The following is a 19,811-nucleotide window of genomic DNA, read 5'->3' on the forward strand; positions in this document are numbered from 1 at the left end:
TCGACAGTCCGCGACCGGGCCTGCTGTCCGGGCGCTACCCCAGGCATGTGTCCGGCCGGCTCTCGCCGTGGTCGCCGGCCGAGCGGGGGTCCCGCGGAAACTCAGCAAGAATGGCCGGGGCGCAGCGGTGCAGCGACCGTACTCCCCCGCTGCCGAGGAGATGAGACGTAATGGCGGACACGACGCATCCGGCCCCCCCAGGCGCCGGGCACGAGGGCGGGGACCCTTCCCGCCGTGACATCCTCATTCTGAGCACCGTGGCCGTCGGTGCCGTCGGCGCTGTCTCGGCCGTCTGGCCGTTCATCGACAGCCTGAACCCGGCGGCCGATACCCTGGCGCTGGCCTCCACGGAAGTGGATCTGACCCCCATCGCGGAAGGTCAGGCGATCACCGTGACGTGGCGCGGCAAGCCGGTCTTCGTCCGCCACCGCACGGCGGCGGAGATCGCCTCCGCCCAGAAGACGGACCTCGGCTCGCTGATCGACCCGCAGCCGGACAGTGCCCGCGTGAAGGAAGGCCATGAGCAGTGGCTGATCGCGGTCGGCATCTGCACCCATCTGGGTTGCGTGCCGCTGGGGCAGAAGTCCACCGATCCGCGCGGCGACTACGGCGGGTGGTTCTGCCCCTGCCATGGTTCGCACTACGACACGGCCGCCCGCATCCGCAAGGGTCCCGCGCCGCTGAACCTGGCGATCCCGGACTATACGTTCCTGGACGACACCCGCATCCGCATCGGCTGAGCCTGAGCCCAGGCCGGACAGGGAGAGCGCAATGGCTCACGCCCAGACTTCTGAATTCAAGAACCCGGTGGTGAACTGGATCGATCAGCGCCTGCCGCTGTTCACGATGATCCAGAAGGAGTACGGGGTTTTCCCGACGCCCCGGAACTTCAACTATTTCTGGAACTTCGGCGCGATCGCCTCGGTGATCCTGGTGGTGATGATCGCCACCGGTCTCGTGCTGGCGATGCACTATGCGCCGCACACCAGCCTCGCCTTCGACAGCGTCGAGCGCATCATGCGCGACGTGAACTACGGCTGGCTGCTGCGCTACATCCACGCCAACGGCGCCTCGATGTTCTTCATCGCGGTGTACATCCACATCTTCCGCGGCTTCCTCTACGGCTCCTACAAGCAGCCGCGCGAGCTGCTCTGGATCCTCGGCGTCGTCATCTTCCTGCTGATGATGGCCACCGCCTTCATGGGCTACGTGCTCCCCTGGGGCCAGATGAGCTTCTGGGGCGCCACCGTCATCACCAACCTGTTCTCGGCCGTGCCGCTGGTCGGCGGTGACATCGTCACCCTGCTGTGGGGCGGCTTCTCGGTCGACAACCCGACGCTGAACCGCTTCTTCGCGCTGCACTTCCTGCTGCCGTTCGTGATCTTCGCGGTGGTGTTCCTGCACGTCGCGGCGCTGCACATCACGGGCTCGAACAACCCGCTGGGCATCGAGCCGAAGGGTCCCCAGGACACGCTGCCGTTCCACCCGTATTACACGAGCAAGGACAGCTTCGGTCTGGCGATCTTCCTGATCATCTTCGCGGCGTTCGTCTTCTTCCTCCCGAACTACCTCGGCCACCCGGACAACTACATCCCGGCCGACCCGCTGGTGACCCCGCCGCACATCGTGCCGGAATGGTACTTCCTGCCCTTCTACGGCATCCTGCGCTCGGTCACCTTCTCCATCGGCATCCCGTTCACGGACATCGTGCTGATCCCGGCGAAGCTGGGCGGCGTGATCGCCATGTTCGCGTCGATCCTGATCTGGTTCGCCATGCCCTGGCTCGACAAGTCGCCGGTCCGCAGCTACCGCTTCCGGCCGATCTACAGCCAGTGGATCTGGATGCTCCCGATCAGCTTCTTCATGCTGATGTATGCTGGCGGCAAGCCGGCCGAGGCGCCCTATGTCCAGATCGGCCAGATCGGGACCGTGGCGTACTTCGCGTGGTTCCTGGGCCTGCCGTACATCACCCGGCATGAGAAGCCGCTGCCGCTGCCCTCCAGCATCGCCGAGGCGGTCCTGGGGTCTGAGGCGGCTGCCGCCGGTGCGACCGCCAAGCCGATGGAGAAGGCGTGATGCCGCGTTTCAATCTGAAGACCACCCTGGCCGGCGCCGTCTTCGCCGGGCTCCTCTCCCTGGCGGCGGCGTCCTCCCCGGCGGTCGCGGCCGGCAGCACGGTTCCGCCGGAAGAGGAATGGCCGCACGGCGGCGTCAACAGCTTCAGCTTCAAGACCTTCGACCGCGCCGCGTTGCAGCGGGGCTTCCAGGTCTACAAGCAGGTCTGCTCGGCCTGCCACGCCATGCATCTGCTCTCCTACCGTAACCTGGCGGCCCTGGGTTATTCGGAAGAGGAGATCAAGGCGATCGCGGCCGAGTACGAGGTGACGGACGGCCCGAACGACCAGGGCGAGATGTTCACCCGCCCGGCCCTGCCGTCCGACCGCTTCCGTTCGCCGTTCCCGAACGCGAAGGCGGCGGCCGCGGCCAACAACGGCAAGGCCCCGCCCGACCTGTCGCTGATCGTCAAGGCCCGCGAGCATCACGAGGACTACGTCTTCCACCTGCTCACCGGCTTCGTCGATCCGCCGGAGGGGGTGACGGTTCCGGATGGCGCCTACTACAACCAGTACTATCCGGGCCACCTGATCGCCATGCCGCCGATGCTGTTCGACGACGGCGTCACCTATGAGGACGGCACCCCGGCCACGGCCGTGCAGCAGGCCCGCGACGTGACGCAGTTCCTCGCCTGGGCGGCCGAGCCGCACATGGAGGCGCGTCGCTCCATGGGCGTGAAGGTGATCCTGTTCCTGATGGTCTTCGCCGGCCTGCTCTACATGACCAAGCGCCGGATCTGGGAGACCGCCCACTGATCTCCGCGCCGCGGCTCCGCCGGCCGGCCCTCCGGTCGGCGGTCCTGCGGCAAGGGATCCTGGGAAGCGGTTTCTGGTAACGACGGTGAAGGGGCGTCCCCGCGGGGGCGCCCCTTTTCCATTGGCCGGGCGGGCCTGGCCCTCCGCCCGCGCCCCCTTGTCAGGACGTGCTCCGCACCCCATACCCAGCCGGTCGCAAGGGCGTGCGCGCCCGCACCGCCGGAGGGGGATCATGGCCGGACACTATGCGGAGATCGTGCGCACCCTGCGCTTCTGGTTCGAGGAAGCGGGACAGGAGGCGTGGTTCAAGGGCGGGCCGGCGTTCGACGCGCTCTGCCGAGAGCGGCTGGCGGACCTGCACGGGCAGGCGGCGGCCGGCACGCACGACGCCTGGGCCGACACGCCGGAGGGCAGCCTTGCGCTCTGCATCCTGCTGGATCAGGTGCCGCGCAACATCTTCCGCGGGACCGCCCGCGCCTTCGCCACCGACGCGCGCGCGCTGGAGGTGGCCCGCGCCGCGCTGGAGCGGGGTTTCGACCAGGGCATGCGGGAGGAACAGCGGGTCTTTCTCTACCTGCCCTTCGAGCATTCCGAGTCGCTGGAGGACCAGCGCACGGCGGTCCGCCTGTTCGCCGGTCGCACGGCGGACCCGCTCTGGCTGGACTATGCCTGCCGGCATCTGGCGGTGATCCACCGCTACGGCCGCTTCCCCCACCGCAACGCCGCCCTGGGGCGGGAGACGACGGCGGCGGAGGCGGCCTGGCTCGCCATGCCGGACAGCGGTTTCTGACCTGCCGGCCCCCTCCGCCCGCCCCGCGGGGGGGGGGGGGGGCGGTCAGGGGGCGGGGATCAGACGTTGAAGCGGAAGTGGAAGATGTCGCCGTCCTGGACGACGTATTCCTTGCCTTCCATCCGCATCTTGCCGGCTTCCTTGGCCGGGCCTTCGCCGCCGAGCGTGACGTAGGTCTCGAAGTCGATCGTCTCGGCCTTGATGAAGCCGCGCTCGAAGTCGGTGTGGATGACGCCGGCGGCCTCCGGCGCCTTGGCGCCGCGGCGGACGGTCCAGGCCCGCGCCTCCTTCGGGCCGACGGTGAAGAAGGTCAGCAGGTTCAGCAGCCCGTAGCCGGCCCGGATCAGCCGGTTCAGGCCCGGTTCCTCCAGCCCCATGCTCGCCAGATACTCGGCCTTGTCCTCGGGCGGGAGCTGCGAGACCTCCGCCTCGATCGCGGCGGAGATGACGACGCTGGCCGCACCCTGCGCCTTCGCCATCGCCTCGACCCGGGCGGAGAAGGCGTTGCCGGCGGCGGCGCTGGCCTCCTCCACGTTGCAGACATAGAGCACCGGCTTGCCGGTCAGGAGCTGCATCTGGCGGAAGCCGGACACCTCTTCCGGTGACAGCTCGACGGTGCGGGCCGGCTTGCCGTCGCGCAGGACGGTCAGCGCCCGCTCCATCAGGTCGGCCGTCGCCTTGGCCTCCTTGTCGCCGCCCTTGGCCTTCTTCTGGAGCGGCGGCAGGCGCTTCTCCAGGCTGTCCAGGTCGGCCAGCATCAGCTCCGTCTCCACCGTCTCCGCATCGCGGACGGGATCGACCGAGCCTTCGACATGGGTGATGTCGCCATCCTCGAAGCAGCGCAGGACGTGGACGATGGCGTCCACCTCCCGGATGTTCGCCAGGAACTGGTTGCCCAGCCCTTCGCCCCGGCTGGCGCCGCGGACCAGGCCGGCGATGTCCACGAACTCAAGCTGCGTCGGGACCGTCTTCGCCGATTTCGCGATGACGGCCAGCCGGTCCAGCCGCGGGTCGGGCACGCCGACTCGACCGACATTCGGCTCGATGGTGCAGAAGGGATAGTTCGCCGCCTCGGCCGCCGCCGTGCTGGTCAGCGCATTGAACAGGGTGGACTTGCCCACATTGGGCAGCCCGACGATGCCGCAGTTGAAACCCATGGGTGGAGCGCCGGTCTGGTTGGAAGGCCGCGCAGGTTATGGGGGATCGCGGCCCGGAATGCAAACGCGCTGGGCGGAACGGGGACCCGCGCCGCCGCCCGGTCCGCCCCGAGTCGGGGGCGTGGGGCGCTCACTCGGCGGCGACGGCCAGGGCGTCCGGCGCCGGGGCGATCCGCTCGGCGATCATCTCGCGCATGGTGGAGAAGCACCTGCCGCACTGCGGCGTCTTGCCGGTGGCCTTGAAGACCCCCCCGATGGAGGCCGCGCCGTCGTCCACGCAGCGCTTCACGGTCCGGCAGTTGATGGCATTGCAGACGCAGACATACATGATCCCGCCCGGCTCCCGACTGGTTGCTTGCGGAAGGTAATGCAAATCAATCGCAGCCGCAACGCACTTTCGGGCAGCGTCCGGGGACGTTCCCCCGCCTGTTGTCGCTGCGGCCCTCCCGCTGCGCACAGGATGCCCGGCCCCGGCCTTCCCTTTCGTTGACGGGGCGCAACCAGCCGGCGCCGGGGCGGTGACATTCCAGGGACCGGCCGCCCGGGGACCGGCCGCCGGAATCGCGGCAGGCGGGGGCCGGAACGCGGACCGGCGCCGGATGGACCGGCGCCGGTGGCGAAGGGGCATGAGGGGAGGGGAAGGCGCGGACGGCCGGGACGGCGGGGATCAGTTCCCGCTGGTCGGGTCGCCGCTGCCCATCTGTTCCTGCAGGTAGTTCTGGATGCCCAGGCGGGCGATCAGGCCGAGCTGGGTTTCCAGATAGTCGATATGCTCCTCGGTATCCTCCAGGATGCGCCGGAAGATCTCCTTGCTCTGGTAGTCGCGCACGGCCTCGCAGTAGTGCAGCGCCTCCAGCAGGTCGGTGCGGTTCTTGGTCTCCGCCTCCAGGTCGAAGGTCATCATCTCGGGGACCTCCTCCCCGATCTTCAGCTTGTGCAGGTCCTGAAGGTTCGGCAGCCCCTCCAGGAACAGGATGCGCTCCATCAGCATGTCGGCATGCTTCATCTCGCCGATGGATTCCTCATAGACCTTCTTCGCCAGCCGCATCAGGCCCCAGTTCTTCAGCATGCGCGCATGCAGGAAGTACTGGTTGATGCTGGTCAGCTCGTTGGTCAGGATCGTGTTCAGGTGCCGGAGGACCTGCGGATCGCCCTGCATATGATGTTTCCCCGTCGTCTGTTGGGCAGTCTGGAACGAGTTTAAAACAACCCGGCCGGCCTTGCCCACCCCAAACACGGGGGGATGCCGCCCGCCCGCCCCCTAGCGGTCCCCGGGTTGCCCGCTCCCCGGCTCCCAGCCCGGCGGGGCCAGCTCGAAGGCGGCGAACTCGAAGGCCGGGGCGACGGTGCAGCCGACCAGGGTCCAGTCGCCCAGGCTGCGCGCCGTCTGCCAGTGGCCCGCCGGCACCACCGCCTGCGGCCGCTGGCCCCGATGCAGGGCCGGACCCAGCTCGTGGCTGCGCACCGCATGGCCGTCGGGGCTCAGGCCCAGGGCCAGCGGCGCCCCGGCATGCCAGTGCCAGACCTCGTCCGCGTCCAGCACCCGGTGCCAGGCCGACACCTCCCCCGCCTGGAGCAGGAAGTAGATGGCGGTCGAGGCGCCGCGGCCGCCATCCGCCGGCTGGTGCCGGTAGGTCTCGACATAGTGGCCGCCCTCCGGGTGCGGGCGCATTCCCAGCAGCGCGATGATCCGTGCCGGGGTCAGCTCCTGCCAGGGCATCGGGCTCACTCGCTCGGCGGGGCGGTGCGGCGGAAGCTCTCGCGCTCGGCCGCGGCGGCGAACCAGCGCGACAGGGCCGAGCGGCCGGCCCGCCAGCCTTCGTGCGCGAAGCGGAAGTCGAGATAGCCCAGCGCGGCCAGGATGGCGAGGCTGCCGATGGTCGGCCGGTCCGGCGGCGGCAGGTCGCCCGCCTCCTCCTCCAGCCGGTCCAGCGACCGGGCCATGGCGCGGCGCTGCCGTTCCGTCCAGTCGGCGGAACGCTGGCTCTCCGGTCGCAGCGTCTCCAGCCGGCGCAGCACGGCGGCGTCGCAGATGCCGTCCGCGATGGCCTGCTGGCGCAGCGCCACCCAGCGGGCGCGGCCCGGGGGCGGGAACAGCGACGGGCCGCTGTGCAGGCTGTCCAGATACTCGCAGATGACCGGGCTGTCGAACAGCACCAGCCCGTCCTCCGTCACCAGGGTGGGGATCTTGGACAGGGGGTTGTCGCGCACGATGGGGCTGTCCGGCACCCAGACATCCACCGGGTCGATCTCGATGCGGCCGGCAAGGCCGGTCTCGTGCGCGGCCATCATCACCTTGCGCACGAAGGGGGAGGTCTGGCTGTAGTGCAGCTTCATCTTGGCAGGCTCGGCAGGGGTTGACCGGCGGGTGCCGCCGGATCGGGAAGGCGGTCGGGCGAAAGGATCAGTGGAAGCCGTCCTTGCGTCGGCGGATCTCGGCGAAGACCGTCACCGGGTCGGCGCCGGCCAGCCCGACCGCCGCCGCCACGGCGGGATCGTCGGCCCGCAGGAAGGGGTTGGTCGCCCGCTCCAGCCCGATGCTGCTGGGCAGCGTCGGCTGGCCCTGGGTCCGCAGCCGCTCCACCTCCGCCGCGCGGGCGCGCAGGGCATCGTTGCCGGGGTCCACCGTCACGGCGAAGCGGGCGTTCGACAGGGTGTATTCGTGGCCGCAGTAGACGGCCGTCTCCTCCGGCAGGCGGCGCAGCTTCAGCAGCGACTGCCACATCTGCGCCGGCGTGCCCTCGAACAGCCGGCCGCAGCCCAGCGCGAACAGGCTGTCGCCGCTGAACAGCGCCCCGGCATCGCTGAACCAGAAGGCGATGTGGCCGCGGGTGTGGCCGGGCACGTCGATCACCTCCACCGGGCGGGCGCCCAGCAGGAAGCGGTCGCCCTCGCCATAGGCCTCGTCGATCTCCGGGATGCGGGCCCGGTCGGCCGCCGGGCCGATCACCCGCGCCCGGAAGAGCCGCTTCAGTTCGCCGTTGCCGGCCGTGTGGTCGGCATGGTGGTGCGTGTTCAGGATGTGCGTCAGCCGCCAGCCCAGGCGGTTCAGCTCGGCCTCCACCGGGAACGGGTCGGCCGGGTCCACCACCGCGACGGCGCCCGTCTCCGGGTCGCGCAGCAGGTAGACGTAGTTGTCGGCCAGGGCCGGGATCAGACGGATGTCGAGCGGGGCCATGACGGAATCCTATACGAAGGGCGCGGCCGGGCCAAGCGAGCGGGTGGCGGTCGGGGCTCCCGGCTCAGCAGGCGGCCAGCCCCGCGCTGCCGTGACGTGAGGACGGTCCTCCGGCGCGGCTCCAGCCATCGCCGGCTTCCGGGGCCGTCTCCACGCGGTTGCGGCCCGCCGCCTTGGCGCGGTAGAGCGCATCGTCCGCCGCCTGCAGCATGGCAGCCCATGACCGCCCGTGCGCGACATAGGTGGCGACGCCGATGCTGACCGTCGCCCCCACCGGCACCGGGCCGCGCAGCAGCGGTTCCGCTTCGACCAGGGTGCGCAGCCGCTCGGCCAGGGTGGTGGCGTCATCCAGTGCCGTTTCCGGCAGCAGCGCCACGAACTCGTCGCCGCCGGCGCGGGCGAACAGATCGGTCTGCCGCAGCGCCCGCCGGCACAGGGTCGCCAGTGCCGACATCAGCGCATCGCCCCGGGCGTGGCCGTGCTCGTCGTTGACGCGCTTGAAATGGTCCAGGTCCAGCATCAGCACCGACAGCGGGCGGCCGAACCGGCGGGCCCGCTCCACCTCCAGATCGGCCTGCTCCTCCAGCCGGCGGCGGTTGGCCAGTCCGGTCAGGGGGTCGATCCGGGCCTCCTCCTCCAGCCGCAGTTCCAGGGCGAAGCTCTGCCGCGCCGCCCGTTCCAGGGCCAGCGCCACGACATAGGCGGTGAACAGGCCGGTGCCGAAATGCGCCAGCACGTTGCCCAGGGTGAAGCCGCCGGCACCGCTGGCCAGCAGCACGGTCAGCACGACGACCGCCGGTGCGAGATTCAGCACCGGCACGTCGCGCGCCCGCGGCGCGGCCACGGCGGACACGGTGGGGAACAGCACCAGACCGGCGGTGCCGTAGTCGAAACCGCCGGGTGCCAGCGCCTGGGTCAGGGCCACGGCCCCGACCCCGGTGGTCAGGGCCAGGATCGTCAACGGCCGCAGCGGCGCCTCCGCATCGGCCGCGATGCGCCACGCGCTCCACAGCATGGCCGCGGCCGCGGCCAGCCGGATCGCCAGCGCCCACGGCAGCGATGCCGGGTGCAGCACCCAGTCCCACAGGGTGAACCCGACCAGGGCCAGGGCACCGATGACGATGGGGGTCGGCAGCAGATCGCGCAGCCGCTCGCAGCGCCACGCCTCGAAGCGCTGTTCCGCGGTTCCGTCGAAGGCATGAAGCGATCCCACCATCCGCCTTTCGGCCCCCTCACCGCCGTTTCGACCATGGGCCGGCGCCAGCGGACCTCTGATACCATGTGTATCGTACCTATTTCGAGGGTATCTACCAGAGAGTTCCGCCGCCGCCGACGTGCGGTCGGCCGCACCCATGCCGACTTATGCGCGTCGTTGCACCCTTGCTACACTCCGCGCCGGCCGCGACGGCGGCGTGACCGACGGCGGACGGACGCCGTCGGGAACCGCAAAGAAGAGAAGAGGGAGGGAGCATGACCGCCAGAATGAACCGCCAGTGGATTCTCACCGCGCGGCCGCAGGGCGATGCCTTCGAGGACTGCCTCGTCTGGCGGGAGGCTCCGGTGCCGGAGCCGGGACCCGATCAGGTGCTGGTCCGCACCATCTACCTGTCCATGGACCCGTCCAACCGGATCTGGATGCAGCAGGCCAGCTACATCCCCGCGGTGCCGCTGGGCGAGCCGATGTGGGGCGTGATCCTGGGCGAGGTGGTGGAGAGCCGCAATTCCCGTTTCCGGCCGGGCGATCTGGTCACCGGCATGGGGGCCTGGGCCGACTACTGCCTGAGCGACGGCAAGGGGCTGGGGCCGGTGCGGCGCATCCCCGGCCTGCCGCTCCAGGCCTTCACCGGCGTGCTGGGACCGACGGGGCTGACCGCCTATTTCGGGCTCTACGACATCGGCCGGCCGCAGCCGGGGGAGACGGTGGTCGTCACCGCCGCGGCGGGTGCCGTCGGCTCCATGGTCGGACAGTTCGCCCGTCTGCGCGGCTGCCGGGCGGTGGGCATCTGCGGCTCCGACGAGAAGGCGCGCTGGCTGGTGGAGGAACTGGGCTTCGACGCCGCGCTGAACTACCGCAGCGGTCCGGCCGAGCTGCGCCGTGGCCTGAAGGCGGCCTGCCCGTCCGGCATCGACGTCTATTTCGAGAATGTCGGCGGCTGGATCTCGGAGGTCGCCTACGGCTTCCTCAACCTGCGCGCCCGCATCCCGCTGTGCGGGCTGATCAGCCAGTACAACGCTGCCGAGCCGCAGCCGGGTCCCCGCAACATGGACATCCTGCTGGTCCGGCGCTGCCGGATGGAAGGCTTCATCGTCCTGGACTACATGGACCGCGCGGCGGAGATGCTGCGCGAGGTCGGGCCGTGGCTTGCCGATGGCAGGCTGAAGTGGAAGGTGGACGTGGACCAGGGCCTTGAGACGGCGCCCCGTTCCCTGCACAAGCTGTTCAGCGGCGGCAACACCGGCAAGCTGGTGGTCCAGGTGGGGGCGGAGCCGGCCGCCTGAAGCCGGGCATCTACCCTTCTGGCCTCCCTTGTCCGGTCATGAAGCGGTGCCATACTCCCTGCTCCGGGCGGCCTCGCGGGGCGGCGCCGGGCCGGAGCCGGCGTCTTAACGGGACGTTCAGGCCCGCGATCCGATAGTGACGGATGCGCCCTTGGTGGACGCGCCGTCCGGCGGCGGGAATGGATGCTTGAACAGCTTGCCAAGGCGGGAGCCGTCCTCTTCTCCATCGCGGGCCTCGCCTATCTGGCGGGCCTGGCCGTCGCCTACTGCGTCGAACGCCTCACCCTGCGCCGGATGAAGGCGGAAGGGGTGGAGGAGCGCATCCAGCGCGTGCTGAAGCTGATCTCCCGGTTCCAGCACCGGCGGGATCAGATGCTGCCGATGCTGGTCCGCCTGGACGATCAGGTGAAGTCCGCCCGCCGCCGCCATTACATGGTGAACAAGCGCCTCGCCGATCTGGCGGTCAGCCGTTCCCGGCTCCTGCGCGTGCTGGGGGAGGAAGAGGCGTTCGCCCGGGCCGAGCGGCCGGCCCGGCGCTTCATCGCCCATGTCATCAACCGCCATGTCCAGCGCGCTCACCTGGAGCAGAAGGCGCATCCCTTCCTCGCCCCCTCCTGGGGCCGGGCGCAGCAGGTGCATGCCTGGGCCGGCTCCATCGGCGATGCCAAGGTCCTGATCGAGAGGGTCTATCCGCCCTCGGCGGGGTTCGCCGTGATCGACATCTCGGAACCCGACGGAGAGGCCGCCGCCCTGGCCGATCCTGCCGCCATCCTGCAACCGGCGGACCCTCCGGCGTCCGCCTCCCCGGCATCCGGCGTCCGGGCCGCCGGGCGATGAGCGCCCAGGATGTCGCCGTCTGGCTGGGGATCATCGCCGGGGTCGGTGCCGCGGCTCAGGTCGCCAGCACGGTGCAGAAGCGGCTCCAGCGGATGCACCAGATGCAGGAGGGGCGACTGCGCCAGCTCCGCGAGGCGACCCGGCAGCTCCGCGACAAGGCCCGCATCAGCCTGGACCTGAAGCGGGAGGAGCGCGCCATGCGCCGCGAGCTGGCGGAGTTGCAGGCGCAGATCGAGTCCGGCGACGACACGGTGGCGCGCGAGACCAGCCAGGAGGCGTGGCTCTACATCTTCGACGACCGCTTCAGTCCCGGCGACAAGCCCTTCACCGTGGTGGTCAGCCACCCCGATTTCCGCCGCGTCTCGCGCAACGCCCCGGCGGAGGTGGTGGAGTCCTGGCAGGCCGGGCGGCGCTATCTGATGTTCGCCGCGGTGGACAAGCTGGCCCAGGCCAAGGCCACCCAGCGCCACCCGCCGGAGCGGGGCTTCGTGGTCGGTCCCGTCAGCCTCTACGAAGGCAATCTGGACGAGGTATGACCGCCCCTTCCGCGTGCGGGCTGCGGGCGGGAATGCCCCGGCGTCGCCGGGAGCGGGACAGCCTTTGGCCGCAATCCGGGTGTTGGATGAAGCCTGGGGTGGATGGGCGTGCGCCCCGGCGGTGATCGGCGCGCCCCGGGGTCGCACCATGTTCCTTGTCTCCACGAGAACGGCGCCGCTGCTGCTGCTGGCGCTCGCCTGCGGGGCCTGTGCCGGCCTCTGGGACCTGAGCGCGGCCGCGCTGCACGAGACGCTGGCGATCCGATCGCCGTTTCCGCCGCCCTGCTGGCGGCCGCAGCCCCCGCCGCGGCGGGCGCCGCTGCTGGCGCTGGCGGTGGCGGCCGGGGTGCTGCTAGCGCATCTAGTCTCGCCGCCGCCGCCGGAGCGCGCATCTTGGCCCGCTGGAAACGCGGGCTGATCTCGGCGGCCGTGGCGGCGGTGCCCGCGCTGGCCGGTGCTGCGGCGGGGGCGGGGGATGCGCGGCTGCTGGCCCGCCGCGGCCGGGCCCTGACGGGGACGCTCAGGCCGCCCCGGCGCAGGCCGTCACCTCCGACAGCACCCAGGCGCGGAAGGCGCGGATGTCCGGCTCCTGCGCCCGCCGACGGCTGCTCACGACCCAGAAGGCGTCGCCGGTGTCGAACAGCAGGCCGGGGAAGGGGGGCACCAGCCGGCCGGCGGCGATCTCCGGTCCGAAGAAGGCGGGGCAGACCATGGCCACGCCCTGGCCCATCATCGCCGCCTGCCCGCTGAACTGCTGCGTGTCGAACTGGATGCTGGCCGGCAGGTCGGCCGCCTCCACCGGCACGCCGGCCTGACGGAACCAGCCCAGCCAGAGCCGGCGGTCGTCGGGGTCCACCGTGTCCAGCAGCGGCAGCCGCAGCAGGTCCGCCGGCCCCGCCAGCCCGCCGGTGCGCTCCAGCAGGGCGGGGCTCAGCACCGGCGCCACCGACAGGTCGATCACCTTGTCCGCCGCCAGCCCCGGCCAGTCGCCGCGGCCGTTGCGGATGGCCACGTCGAATTCCCGCTCCAGGTCCACCATCCGCGGGCTGGCGTCCAGGCGCACGGCGATCTCCGGGTGCAGCACCTGGAAATGCCCCAGCCGCGGCACCAGCCACTGGCTGGCGAAGGTCTGCAAGGTGCTGATGGAGAGAACCGTGCCCGCCCGCCGCTCCGTCAGCCGCTCCACCGCCCCGCCGATGCGCTGGAAGCCGTCTGCCACGGCCTCGGCCAGATCGCGGCCGGCCTCGGTCAGCTCCAGCCGCCGGGTCAGGCGACGGAACAGGGGCTGGCGCACATGCTCCTCCAGCAGCCGGATCTGGTAGCTGACCGCCGCCTGGGTGACGCCCAGTTCCGCGGCGGCGTGGGTAAAGGACAGGCGCCGTGCCGCCGCCTCGAAGGCGCGGAGCGCGTTCAACGGGGGCAGGCGGCGGGTCATGGCAGAACCTCCGGGAACGCCCGGCACGGGCGCATGCATAAAAACAGCTTTTGCATTCTATCCGGATTTCTCGTTTGTCGTCCATCGGCCGACCCTGCGAAACTGGCCTCAATGGCCGGTTTCAGGGGTTCTGCCGGGACTGGCATCGGGTATTTCTGTCGAGTGGTGAGGCGACCATGCATAAGCGGACCTGCGCAAACCAGGCAGACTGGGCGACCGCCGAGACGGGCGCCGGCCTGCTCTCGGGATCCGCGGCCCCGGCCGGCGCCCTCGGCGCCCTGCTGGAAGGGGTTCTGCTGGGCCTGATGCGGAACTCCTGGCATCCCGACCCTCACACCGGCCGCGATGCTGCCCCCGGCCGGCCGATCGGCTGGGACGGTCCGGGCCACTGCGGCTGACCTGGGACCGGCCGGGCGCGGCCCCTCCGGTGCGCGCAGATGGCGCGCCCGGGGCGGGGACGTCCGCGGGGCTTTCGCAGAACGGTAACATTGGCTAGCCTGGGCTGAAACCTGCGGCCGGCAAACGGCCGTGACAGTGGAGGAAGCCCAAGGATGACCCGTCTTCTGGCGACCACGGCGCTTGCCGTGGTGATGGCGTCGGTGGCCGCCCCGGCCCTGGCGCAGCAGCGCAGCTACTCCTCGATCGTCGTCTTCGGCGACAGCCTCAGCGACACGGGCAACCTGCCGGCCCCCCTGCGGCCCGGCGCGCCCTATGTCGGTGGCCGCTTCTCCAACGGACCCGTCTGGGCCGAACAGCTCGGCACCCTGCGCGGCACGCCGGTGCAGAGCGTCGCCCTGGGCGGTGCCCGCTCCGGCCGGGTGCAGCCCATCGACCTCCAGTTCCAGCTCGACCAGTATCTCGCGGCGCGGCCGCAGCTCAGCGGCGATGCGCTCTACGCCGTCTGGATCGGCGGCAACGATTATCTGGCCTATGCGTCCAACCCCGTGGGCGATCCGTTCCAGGTGGTCGGCACCACGGTGGGCAACACCGTGGCCGGGGCCACCCGGCTGATCCAGGCGGGGGCGCGGAACCTGATCGTGCTGGGCCTGCCCGACCTGGGATCGACGCCCGGCGTGGCGGCGAACGGCTCCGCCGCGGCGGCGCAGGCCAGCCAGATCACCGACGTCCACAACGCCAATCTGCAACAGGCCGTGCGTTCCCTGCGCGCCGGCACCGGCGCCAGCATCACCTATGTGGACATCGGGGCGCTGATCCGCTCGGTGGTGGCCGATCCCTCGGCCTACGGGCTGTCCAACGTGACCGTGCCCTGCCTGGGCACCAGCGGCCCGACCGGCGCCTGCGCCACGGCGGACGCGGCGGCGGCGACGCTGTTCTTCGACCCGATCCATCCGACCGTGACGGGGCACCAGGGCATCGCCCAGTACGTCAACGGCACCTTCGCCGCGCTCTACGACGCGCCGGCGGCCTATGTCGCCACCAGCCAGCTCGGCCTGCGCCTGTTCGAGCTGGCGGCCCAGGGGGTGCAGTCGCGCATGGCCGCGGCCCGCACCGGCCGCGGCGATGTCGGCCTGCTGGGCTCGGCCCGGGCGGGGGCGGACGGGCGGTACGGCCTCTATGCCTTCGGCGGCTATGTGGACGGCGAGCGCGACCGTATCCCCGGTCAGTTCGGCTATGACTACGATGCCTGGAACGTGGGCGCCGGGCTCGACTACCAGGTGGACGAGAACTTCCTGGCCGGCATCGCGCTGGGCTATGCCGACGGCTCGCTGGATCTGGAGGGCGGCGCCGGCTCGGCCGACGCCAAGTCCTACAGCGTCCAGATCTATGGCACGGCCGCCTGGGGCCCGTGGTACGCCGACGGCAGCATGGGCTACAGCTACGAGGATTACGGCACCCTGGAGCGGTCCACCCGCTTCGCGCCCTATCCCCTGGCCGAGGCGGATACGGACGGCAGCACCTACGGCCTGTCGGGCCGGGCGGGCTACGTCATCCAGGCCGGAGGCTTCGGCATCGGGCCGGAGGTCGGGCTGCGTTACCTGAACACCGAAGTCGAGGGCTTCACCGAGGAGGATGCCGGGCCGCTCGCCCTGACCGTGGAGCGCAGCCGGGCGGAATCCCTGATCGGCTCCCTGGGCGTGCAGGCATCCGGCCGCTTCGGGGATGACGGACTGGCCGTCGTGCCCGCCCTCGGCCTCGCCTACGAGCACGAGTTCCTGGGCGACGGCCGCAGCCTCACGGCGCGGCTGGCGAACGGGGAGGTCGGGATGACCGAGGTCGGGGCCGGCGACCGTGGCCGGATCGTGCTGGATGCCGGCGTGACGGTGGAGACGGCGGCCGGCCTGCTGCTCTCCGTCGGCTACAGGGGCGAACCGTTCGGCGGCAGCGACCGCGAGGACCACGCCGTCGTCGGCCGGGTGCGGATCGGCTTCTGATCCGCGGGCAGTGCAGGGCGGGGCGGACCGGGCCTCAGCGCTCCGTCCGCTCCGCCGTCTGGGTCAGGGTGGGCTTCAGGCGCAGCACGGGTACGCCGTCATGCACCCTGTCCCCCACCTCGACCAGCACCGCGGTGACCGTGCCGTCGGTCTCCGCCGTCAGCATGGTGCGGTCCATCAGGGCGCGGGCCTGATCCAGCGCGGCATGGGCGTCGCGCAGGCGCTGCCGGGCCAGGGCCGCGTCCGCCCGGCGGGCCTCCAGCGCGTCGGCGTCGGCGCGGCCGTCGCGCAGCAACGCCGCTGTCAGGCGCACCGCACGGGCGGTACGGTCGGAGTCCGCCGCGGCTGCGGCCAGCGCATCCTCGGCGGCGCGGACCGACTGGTAATAGGCGACCGAGTCGAGTTCGAGCAGAAGCTGGCCCTTGCCCACCTGGTCGCCGACGGCCACATGCCGCCCGGCAACCGTGCCGGGAACGCGGAAGGCAACCGCCCCTTCCCCTGCGGCGAGGGGCTGCACCACGGCTGTTCCGTCGGGCCGGAGCTCGGCCCGGGCGGCGGCGGATGCCAGCAGAAGCGCGCCGGCCAGCAGAAGGCCGGCACCGGCTGCGCGCCGCGGGAGCCACGGGCAGGGCTGCGCAAAAGCGTTGGAAGCGACGGCGGGAACGGACATTCTGCCCTCCGGCTTACGCCGCCCGGTCGGACGGGCGGAGACTGCGGGATCAAGGTGCGGGTCGGAGTACGCGCGGGCAGCGCCCGTTGCCTAGGTCCGCACCGCTCTGGTACGCTGGGTACAGTAACTTGAACGCTGATAACTTACCGGGCGTGAAACTTATCATCGTTCATATGAGCGTCAAGGGGGAAGCGACAGGTGGTCGCAAGAGCGCGTGTGAAGCACGAGGACGGGCCGGGCGGCATCGCTGAAACCGTCGCTGAAACCGTTGTGGGAACCGTGGCGGACCCGGCCGGAGCCGGTCCCGGCGACACGTCCGGGGCTGCCGCCGGAAGCCGCCCCTACCGCAAGCGCAAGGGCGAAGGCCATGTCCGGCGGGACGAGATTCTGACCGCGGCCCAGCGCATCTTCATCGAGGACGGTTTCGAGCAGGCGACGATCCGCAAGATCGCCGCGCGGGCCGGCATCTCACCGACCGCTCTCTACCTCTATTTTCCGGACAAGCAGACGATCCTGGAAGAGCTGTGCGAGCACGCCTTCGCCAAGCTGGTGCAGCGGATGGATGCCATCCTGGCCGGGGGCGGCGGCGCCCTGGACAAGGTGCGCCGGATCATGCGCGCCTACATCGACTTCGGCCTTGAGCATCCCGACGAGTACCGCCTGACCTTCATGGTCAAGGCGCTGGGCCGGATGTCGGTTGACCATCGTGATCCCGGCGCCCGCCAGCCCGGCCAGCCGGGCTACAGCGGGCCGCAGGCCTATGCCCGGCTGCGCGACGCCATGGCCGACCTGATCGCGGAGACCGGGGCGGACGGCCAGGATGTCGATCTGGCGACCGAGGTCATCTGGATGAGCGGGCACGGCCTCGTCTCGCTCATGATCGGCAACTCCCCCCGCTTCCGGACGCACAAGGAGGAACTGGTGGAGGCCCTGATCCGGACCCAGCTCTACGGCATCCTGCGGCGCTGACGCTTCGCGCGCGACGGGAACCCCGGAAATGCCGACGGCCGCGGAGGGCATCCCCTCCGCGGCCGTTCTGCATCCGGGTGGATGGCCCGGGCGCGCGGTGCGTCAATGCTGGGCGAAGGTCCGCCTGGAGGCGCGCTCCACCTCCTTCTCGAACAGTCGCGGGAAGCGGCTGTAGAGCAGCGAGGCCACGGCCGGCAGCAGGATCACCGCCCCCACCATGTTGGCCAGGAAGATGAAGGTCAGCAGCACGCCCATGTCCGCCTGGAACTTCAGGTCGGAGAAGGCCCAGGTGGCGGTGCCCACGGCCAGGGTGATGCCGGTGAACAGCACCGAGCTGCCGGTCTCCTGCAGGGTGCGGAAATAGGCCTCCGCGAAGGTCAGCCCGTGCTTCAGGTACGCCTGGAGCCGGTTGAAGATGTAGAGCCCGTAATCCACGCCGATGCCCACCCCCAGCGCCGCCGCCGGCAGGGTGGAGATCTTCAGCCCGATCCCCAGCACCGTCATCAGCGCGTTGCACAGGATCGACACGACGATCAGCGGCAGCACCGTCGCCAGTGAGCCGACCAGCGAGCGGAAGGTGATCAGGCAGAAGAGCACCACCGTGGCGTAGACCAGCCCCAGCATGGGCTTTTCCGCCTCGCGCACGGCCTCGTTGGTGGCGGCCATGACGCCGACATTGCCCGTCGCCAGCCGGAACCGCACCTCGTCCGACGGGTTCGCCTTCACATAGCCTTCCACCGCCTGGACGATGCGGTCGATCGTTTCCGCCCGGTGATCCACGGTGTAGATCACGACCGGCATGACCGAGCAGTCGGCATTCAGCAGTCCGGTCGATGTCTCGATCGGGGTGACGGTCCGTACCAGGACCTGGCTGTTCCGCGGCAGCACCTGCCAGTTCAGGTTTCCCTCGTTCCAGCCGGTGTTGACCCCCTTCATCACCGTGGACAGGGAGAAGGCGGACTGCACCCCCGGCACATTGCTCATGTGCCAGGTGAAATCGTCGATCTGGCGGATCACGCCATAATCGATGCAGCCGTTCGCCGGCGCCTCCGCGATCACCTGGATCACGTCGGTGCCGATGCTGAAGCGGTCCACGATCAGGGCGGCGTCCCGGTTGTAGCGGGAGTCCGGCCACAGTTCCGGCACGCCCGCCTCGGTATCGCCGATGGTCATGTCCTTCTGGATGTAGAAGGACCCGCCCAGAACCAGCAGTGCTGCCAGCACCATGGGCACCGCCCCCTTGGGCGTCGCCAGCACGGCGATGCGCCGCCAGAGCGGGTCGAAACGGTCTACCTGCCCGGCGACGCGGGCGCGATAACGCTCGTCCAGCGGCAGGTAGCTCAGCAGCACCGGCAGGATGAACAGATGGGTCAGGATGATGATGACCATGCCCACCGAGGCGGAAACGGCCAGTTCCTGGATCATCCGGATCTGGATGATGGCGATGGTCAGGAAGCCCAGCGCATCCGTCACCAGCGCCGAGGAACCGGGGATCAGCAGGCGTTCGAAGCTGATGCGGGCTGCCGTATAGGCATCGGCACCGCGGCCCATCTCCTGGCTGATGGTGCCGATGTTCTGGACGCCGTGGCTGACGGCGATGGCGAAGACCAGGAACGGCACCAGGATGGACAGCGGGTCGATGCCGAACCCCAGCAGCACCAGCATGCCGAACTGCCAGACCACCGTGGTCAGCGACACCAGCAGCATCACCGCCATCATCATGAAGGAGCGGCCGTAGCCGTAGACCAGCAGGGCCGTGATGACGAAGGCGATGACGAAGAAGGTGACGACGCTGGAGGCGCCGTCGGCGATGTCGCCGATCGACTTGGCGAAGCCGATGATGTGGATGTCGATCTTCCCGTCGGCATGGCGGGCGCGGATGGCCTCCAGCTTGTCGGCCACGGCCTGGTAGTCCAGCTTCTCGCCGGTGCGCGGATCCCGCTCGATCAGTTGCGCGCTGACCAGGGCGGCATCGAACTTCTCCCCCACCAGCCGGCCGACCGTGCCCGACTTCAGCACGTTCTCCCGCACGACGGGCATCCACTCCTCGGTCGGCTGGAACTCCGCCGGGATGACGTTGCCGCCGGAGAAGCCCTCCGCCGTGATCTCCACGAAACGCACGTTCGGCGTGAACAGACTGGTCACGCTGGCGCGGTCCACGCCGGGGATGAAGAACACCTCGTCGGTGACCTTCTTCAGCCGCGCCATGAAGTCGGGAGTGTAGATGTCGCCCTCGTCCACCGACAGGGCGACGACGATCCGGTTCGCGCCGCCGAACTCCTGCTGGTAGGTGAGGAACGTGTCCATGTAGGGGTGGTCGATCGGCAGCATCTTCTCGAAGCCGGCATCGACCCGCAGCTTGGCGGCATTCCAGCCCATGAAGAGGGTGGCCAGCGCGAACAGGACCAGGAGCAGCGCCCGGTTCCGGAACACGAGCCCTTCGAGGTTCTGGAGGAACGGTGTGGACATGGTGAGGC

At 70.4% G+C, this 19,811-nt stretch carries 19 protein-coding genes; 9 read left to right on the forward strand and 10 right to left on the reverse strand.

Annotated elements, in window-relative coordinates:
- The first annotated feature begins 170 nt into the window (after nt 1-170).
- The 4 genes from petA (at nt 171) to RC1_RS16400 (ending at nt 3,660) form a co-directional block, all read left to right on the forward strand.
- Nucleotides 171-740 (forward strand): ubiquinol-cytochrome c reductase iron-sulfur subunit, encoded by a 570-nt coding sequence (gene petA / locus RC1_RS16385; protein WP_012568558.1) that lies wholly within the window; start codon nt 171-173, stop codon nt 738-740.
- Between the two features lie 31 nt (nt 741-771).
- A complete protein-coding gene (locus RC1_RS16390; RefSeq protein ID WP_012568559.1) occupies nt 772-2,076 on the forward strand; it encodes a cytochrome b in 1,305 nt (434 codons plus the stop codon).
- Nucleotides 2,076-2,870, forward strand: a complete 795-nt coding sequence (locus RC1_RS16395) for a cytochrome c1 (protein ID WP_012568560.1) — start codon at nt 2,076-2,078, stop codon at nt 2,868-2,870. Before RC1_RS16390 ends, RC1_RS16395 begins: the two co-directional genes overlap by 1 nt.
- A gap of 232 nt (nt 2,871-3,102) precedes the next feature.
- Nucleotides 3,103-3,660: a DUF924 family protein gene (locus tag RC1_RS16400; protein WP_012568561.1), complete on the forward strand. Its 558-nt coding sequence runs from the start codon at nt 3,103-3,105 to the stop codon at nt 3,658-3,660.
- A gap of 59 nt (nt 3,661-3,719) precedes the next feature.
- Here RC1_RS16400 and ychF read toward each other — a convergent pair whose 3' ends face one another.
- From ychF to RC1_RS20385, 7 genes are all read right to left on the reverse strand, one after another.
- Nucleotides 3,720-4,817, reverse strand: coding sequence for a redox-regulated ATPase YchF (gene ychF / locus RC1_RS16405; RefSeq protein ID WP_012568562.1), 1,098 nt, complete (start codon nt 4,815-4,817; stop codon nt 3,720-3,722).
- Between the two features lie 130 nt (nt 4,818-4,947).
- On the reverse strand, nt 4,948-5,145 hold the full coding sequence (locus RC1_RS21875; RefSeq protein ID WP_012568563.1) for a (2Fe-2S)-binding protein: 198 nt from the start codon (nt 5,143-5,145) through the stop codon (nt 4,948-4,950).
- A gap of 339 nt (nt 5,146-5,484) precedes the next feature.
- The gene (bfr, locus tag RC1_RS16415) at nt 5,485-5,976 is read right to left on the reverse strand and encodes a bacterioferritin (protein WP_012568564.1); all 492 of its coding nucleotides are present in this window, start codon (nt 5,974-5,976) and stop codon (nt 5,485-5,487) included.
- Nucleotides 5,977-6,078: 102 nt separating this feature from the next.
- Entirely contained in the window at nt 6,079-6,537 is a 459-nt protein-coding gene (locus RC1_RS16420; RefSeq protein ID WP_012568565.1) for a cupin domain-containing protein, read from the reverse strand.
- Nucleotides 6,538-6,542: 5 nt separating this feature from the next.
- A complete protein-coding gene (locus RC1_RS16425; protein WP_012568566.1) occupies nt 6,543-7,154 on the reverse strand; it encodes a glutathione S-transferase N-terminal domain-containing protein in 612 nt (203 codons plus the stop codon).
- Between the two features lie 67 nt (nt 7,155-7,221).
- The gene (gene gloB / locus RC1_RS16430) at nt 7,222-7,995 is read right to left on the reverse strand and encodes a hydroxyacylglutathione hydrolase (protein ID WP_012568567.1); all 774 of its coding nucleotides are present in this window, start codon (nt 7,993-7,995) and stop codon (nt 7,222-7,224) included.
- A gap of 64 nt (nt 7,996-8,059) precedes the next feature.
- Entirely contained in the window at nt 8,060-9,211 is a 1,152-nt protein-coding gene (locus RC1_RS20385) for a GGDEF domain-containing protein (RefSeq protein WP_012568568.1), read from the reverse strand.
- Nucleotides 9,212-9,465: 254 nt separating this feature from the next.
- Here RC1_RS20385 and RC1_RS16440 point away from each other — a divergent pair, with 254 nt between their 5' ends.
- The 3 genes from RC1_RS16440 (at nt 9,466) to RC1_RS16450 (ending at nt 11,867) form a co-directional block, all read left to right on the forward strand.
- Nucleotides 9,466-10,494, forward strand: coding sequence for an NADP-dependent oxidoreductase (locus RC1_RS16440; protein WP_012568569.1), 1,029 nt, complete (start codon nt 9,466-9,468; stop codon nt 10,492-10,494).
- Nucleotides 10,495-10,677: 183 nt separating this feature from the next.
- The gene (locus tag RC1_RS21185) at nt 10,678-11,331 is read left to right on the forward strand and encodes a hypothetical protein (RefSeq protein WP_012568570.1); all 654 of its coding nucleotides are present in this window, start codon (nt 10,678-10,680) and stop codon (nt 11,329-11,331) included.
- Entirely contained in the window at nt 11,328-11,867 is a 540-nt protein-coding gene (locus tag RC1_RS16450; RefSeq protein WP_012568571.1) for a GAT domain-containing protein, read from the forward strand. The genes RC1_RS21185 and RC1_RS16450 overlap by 4 nt, the downstream gene beginning before the upstream one ends.
- A gap of 520 nt (nt 11,868-12,387) precedes the next feature.
- On the opposite strand, the gene gcvA is transcribed toward RC1_RS16450, so the two are convergent.
- A complete protein-coding gene (gcvA, locus tag RC1_RS16455; RefSeq protein WP_012568573.1) occupies nt 12,388-13,302 on the reverse strand; it encodes a transcriptional regulator GcvA in 915 nt (304 codons plus the stop codon).
- A 551-nt stretch (nt 13,303-13,853) separates the two neighbouring features.
- Here gcvA and RC1_RS16465 point away from each other — a divergent pair.
- Nucleotides 13,854-15,695, forward strand: coding sequence for an autotransporter domain-containing protein (locus RC1_RS16465; protein ID WP_012568576.1), 1,842 nt, complete (start codon nt 13,854-13,856; stop codon nt 15,693-15,695).
- A gap of 34 nt (nt 15,696-15,729) precedes the next feature.
- Here the strand turns inward: RC1_RS16465 and RC1_RS16470 are convergent, their stop codons facing one another.
- Nucleotides 15,730-16,365 (reverse strand): efflux RND transporter periplasmic adaptor subunit, encoded by a 636-nt coding sequence (locus RC1_RS16470; RefSeq protein ID WP_012568577.1) that lies wholly within the window; start codon nt 16,363-16,365, stop codon nt 15,730-15,732.
- A 198-nt stretch (nt 16,366-16,563) separates the two neighbouring features.
- Here RC1_RS16470 and RC1_RS16475 point away from each other — a divergent pair, with 198 nt between their 5' ends.
- Nucleotides 16,564-17,334: a TetR/AcrR family transcriptional regulator gene (locus RC1_RS16475; protein WP_083759352.1), complete on the forward strand. Its 771-nt coding sequence runs from the start codon at nt 16,564-16,566 to the stop codon at nt 17,332-17,334.
- 102 nt (nt 17,335-17,436) lie between these two features.
- Here the strand turns inward: RC1_RS16475 and RC1_RS16480 are convergent, their stop codons facing one another.
- A complete protein-coding gene (locus RC1_RS16480; protein WP_012568579.1) occupies nt 17,437-19,803 on the reverse strand; it encodes an efflux RND transporter permease subunit in 2,367 nt (788 codons plus the stop codon).
- Nucleotides 19,804-19,811: the final 8 nt, after the last annotated feature.

Origin of the sequence: Rhodospirillum centenum SW (genome assembly GCF_000016185.1) — a bacterium.
In the GTDB taxonomy this organism is placed as follows: domain Bacteria; phylum Pseudomonadota; class Alphaproteobacteria; order Azospirillales; family Azospirillaceae; genus Rhodocista; species Rhodocista centena.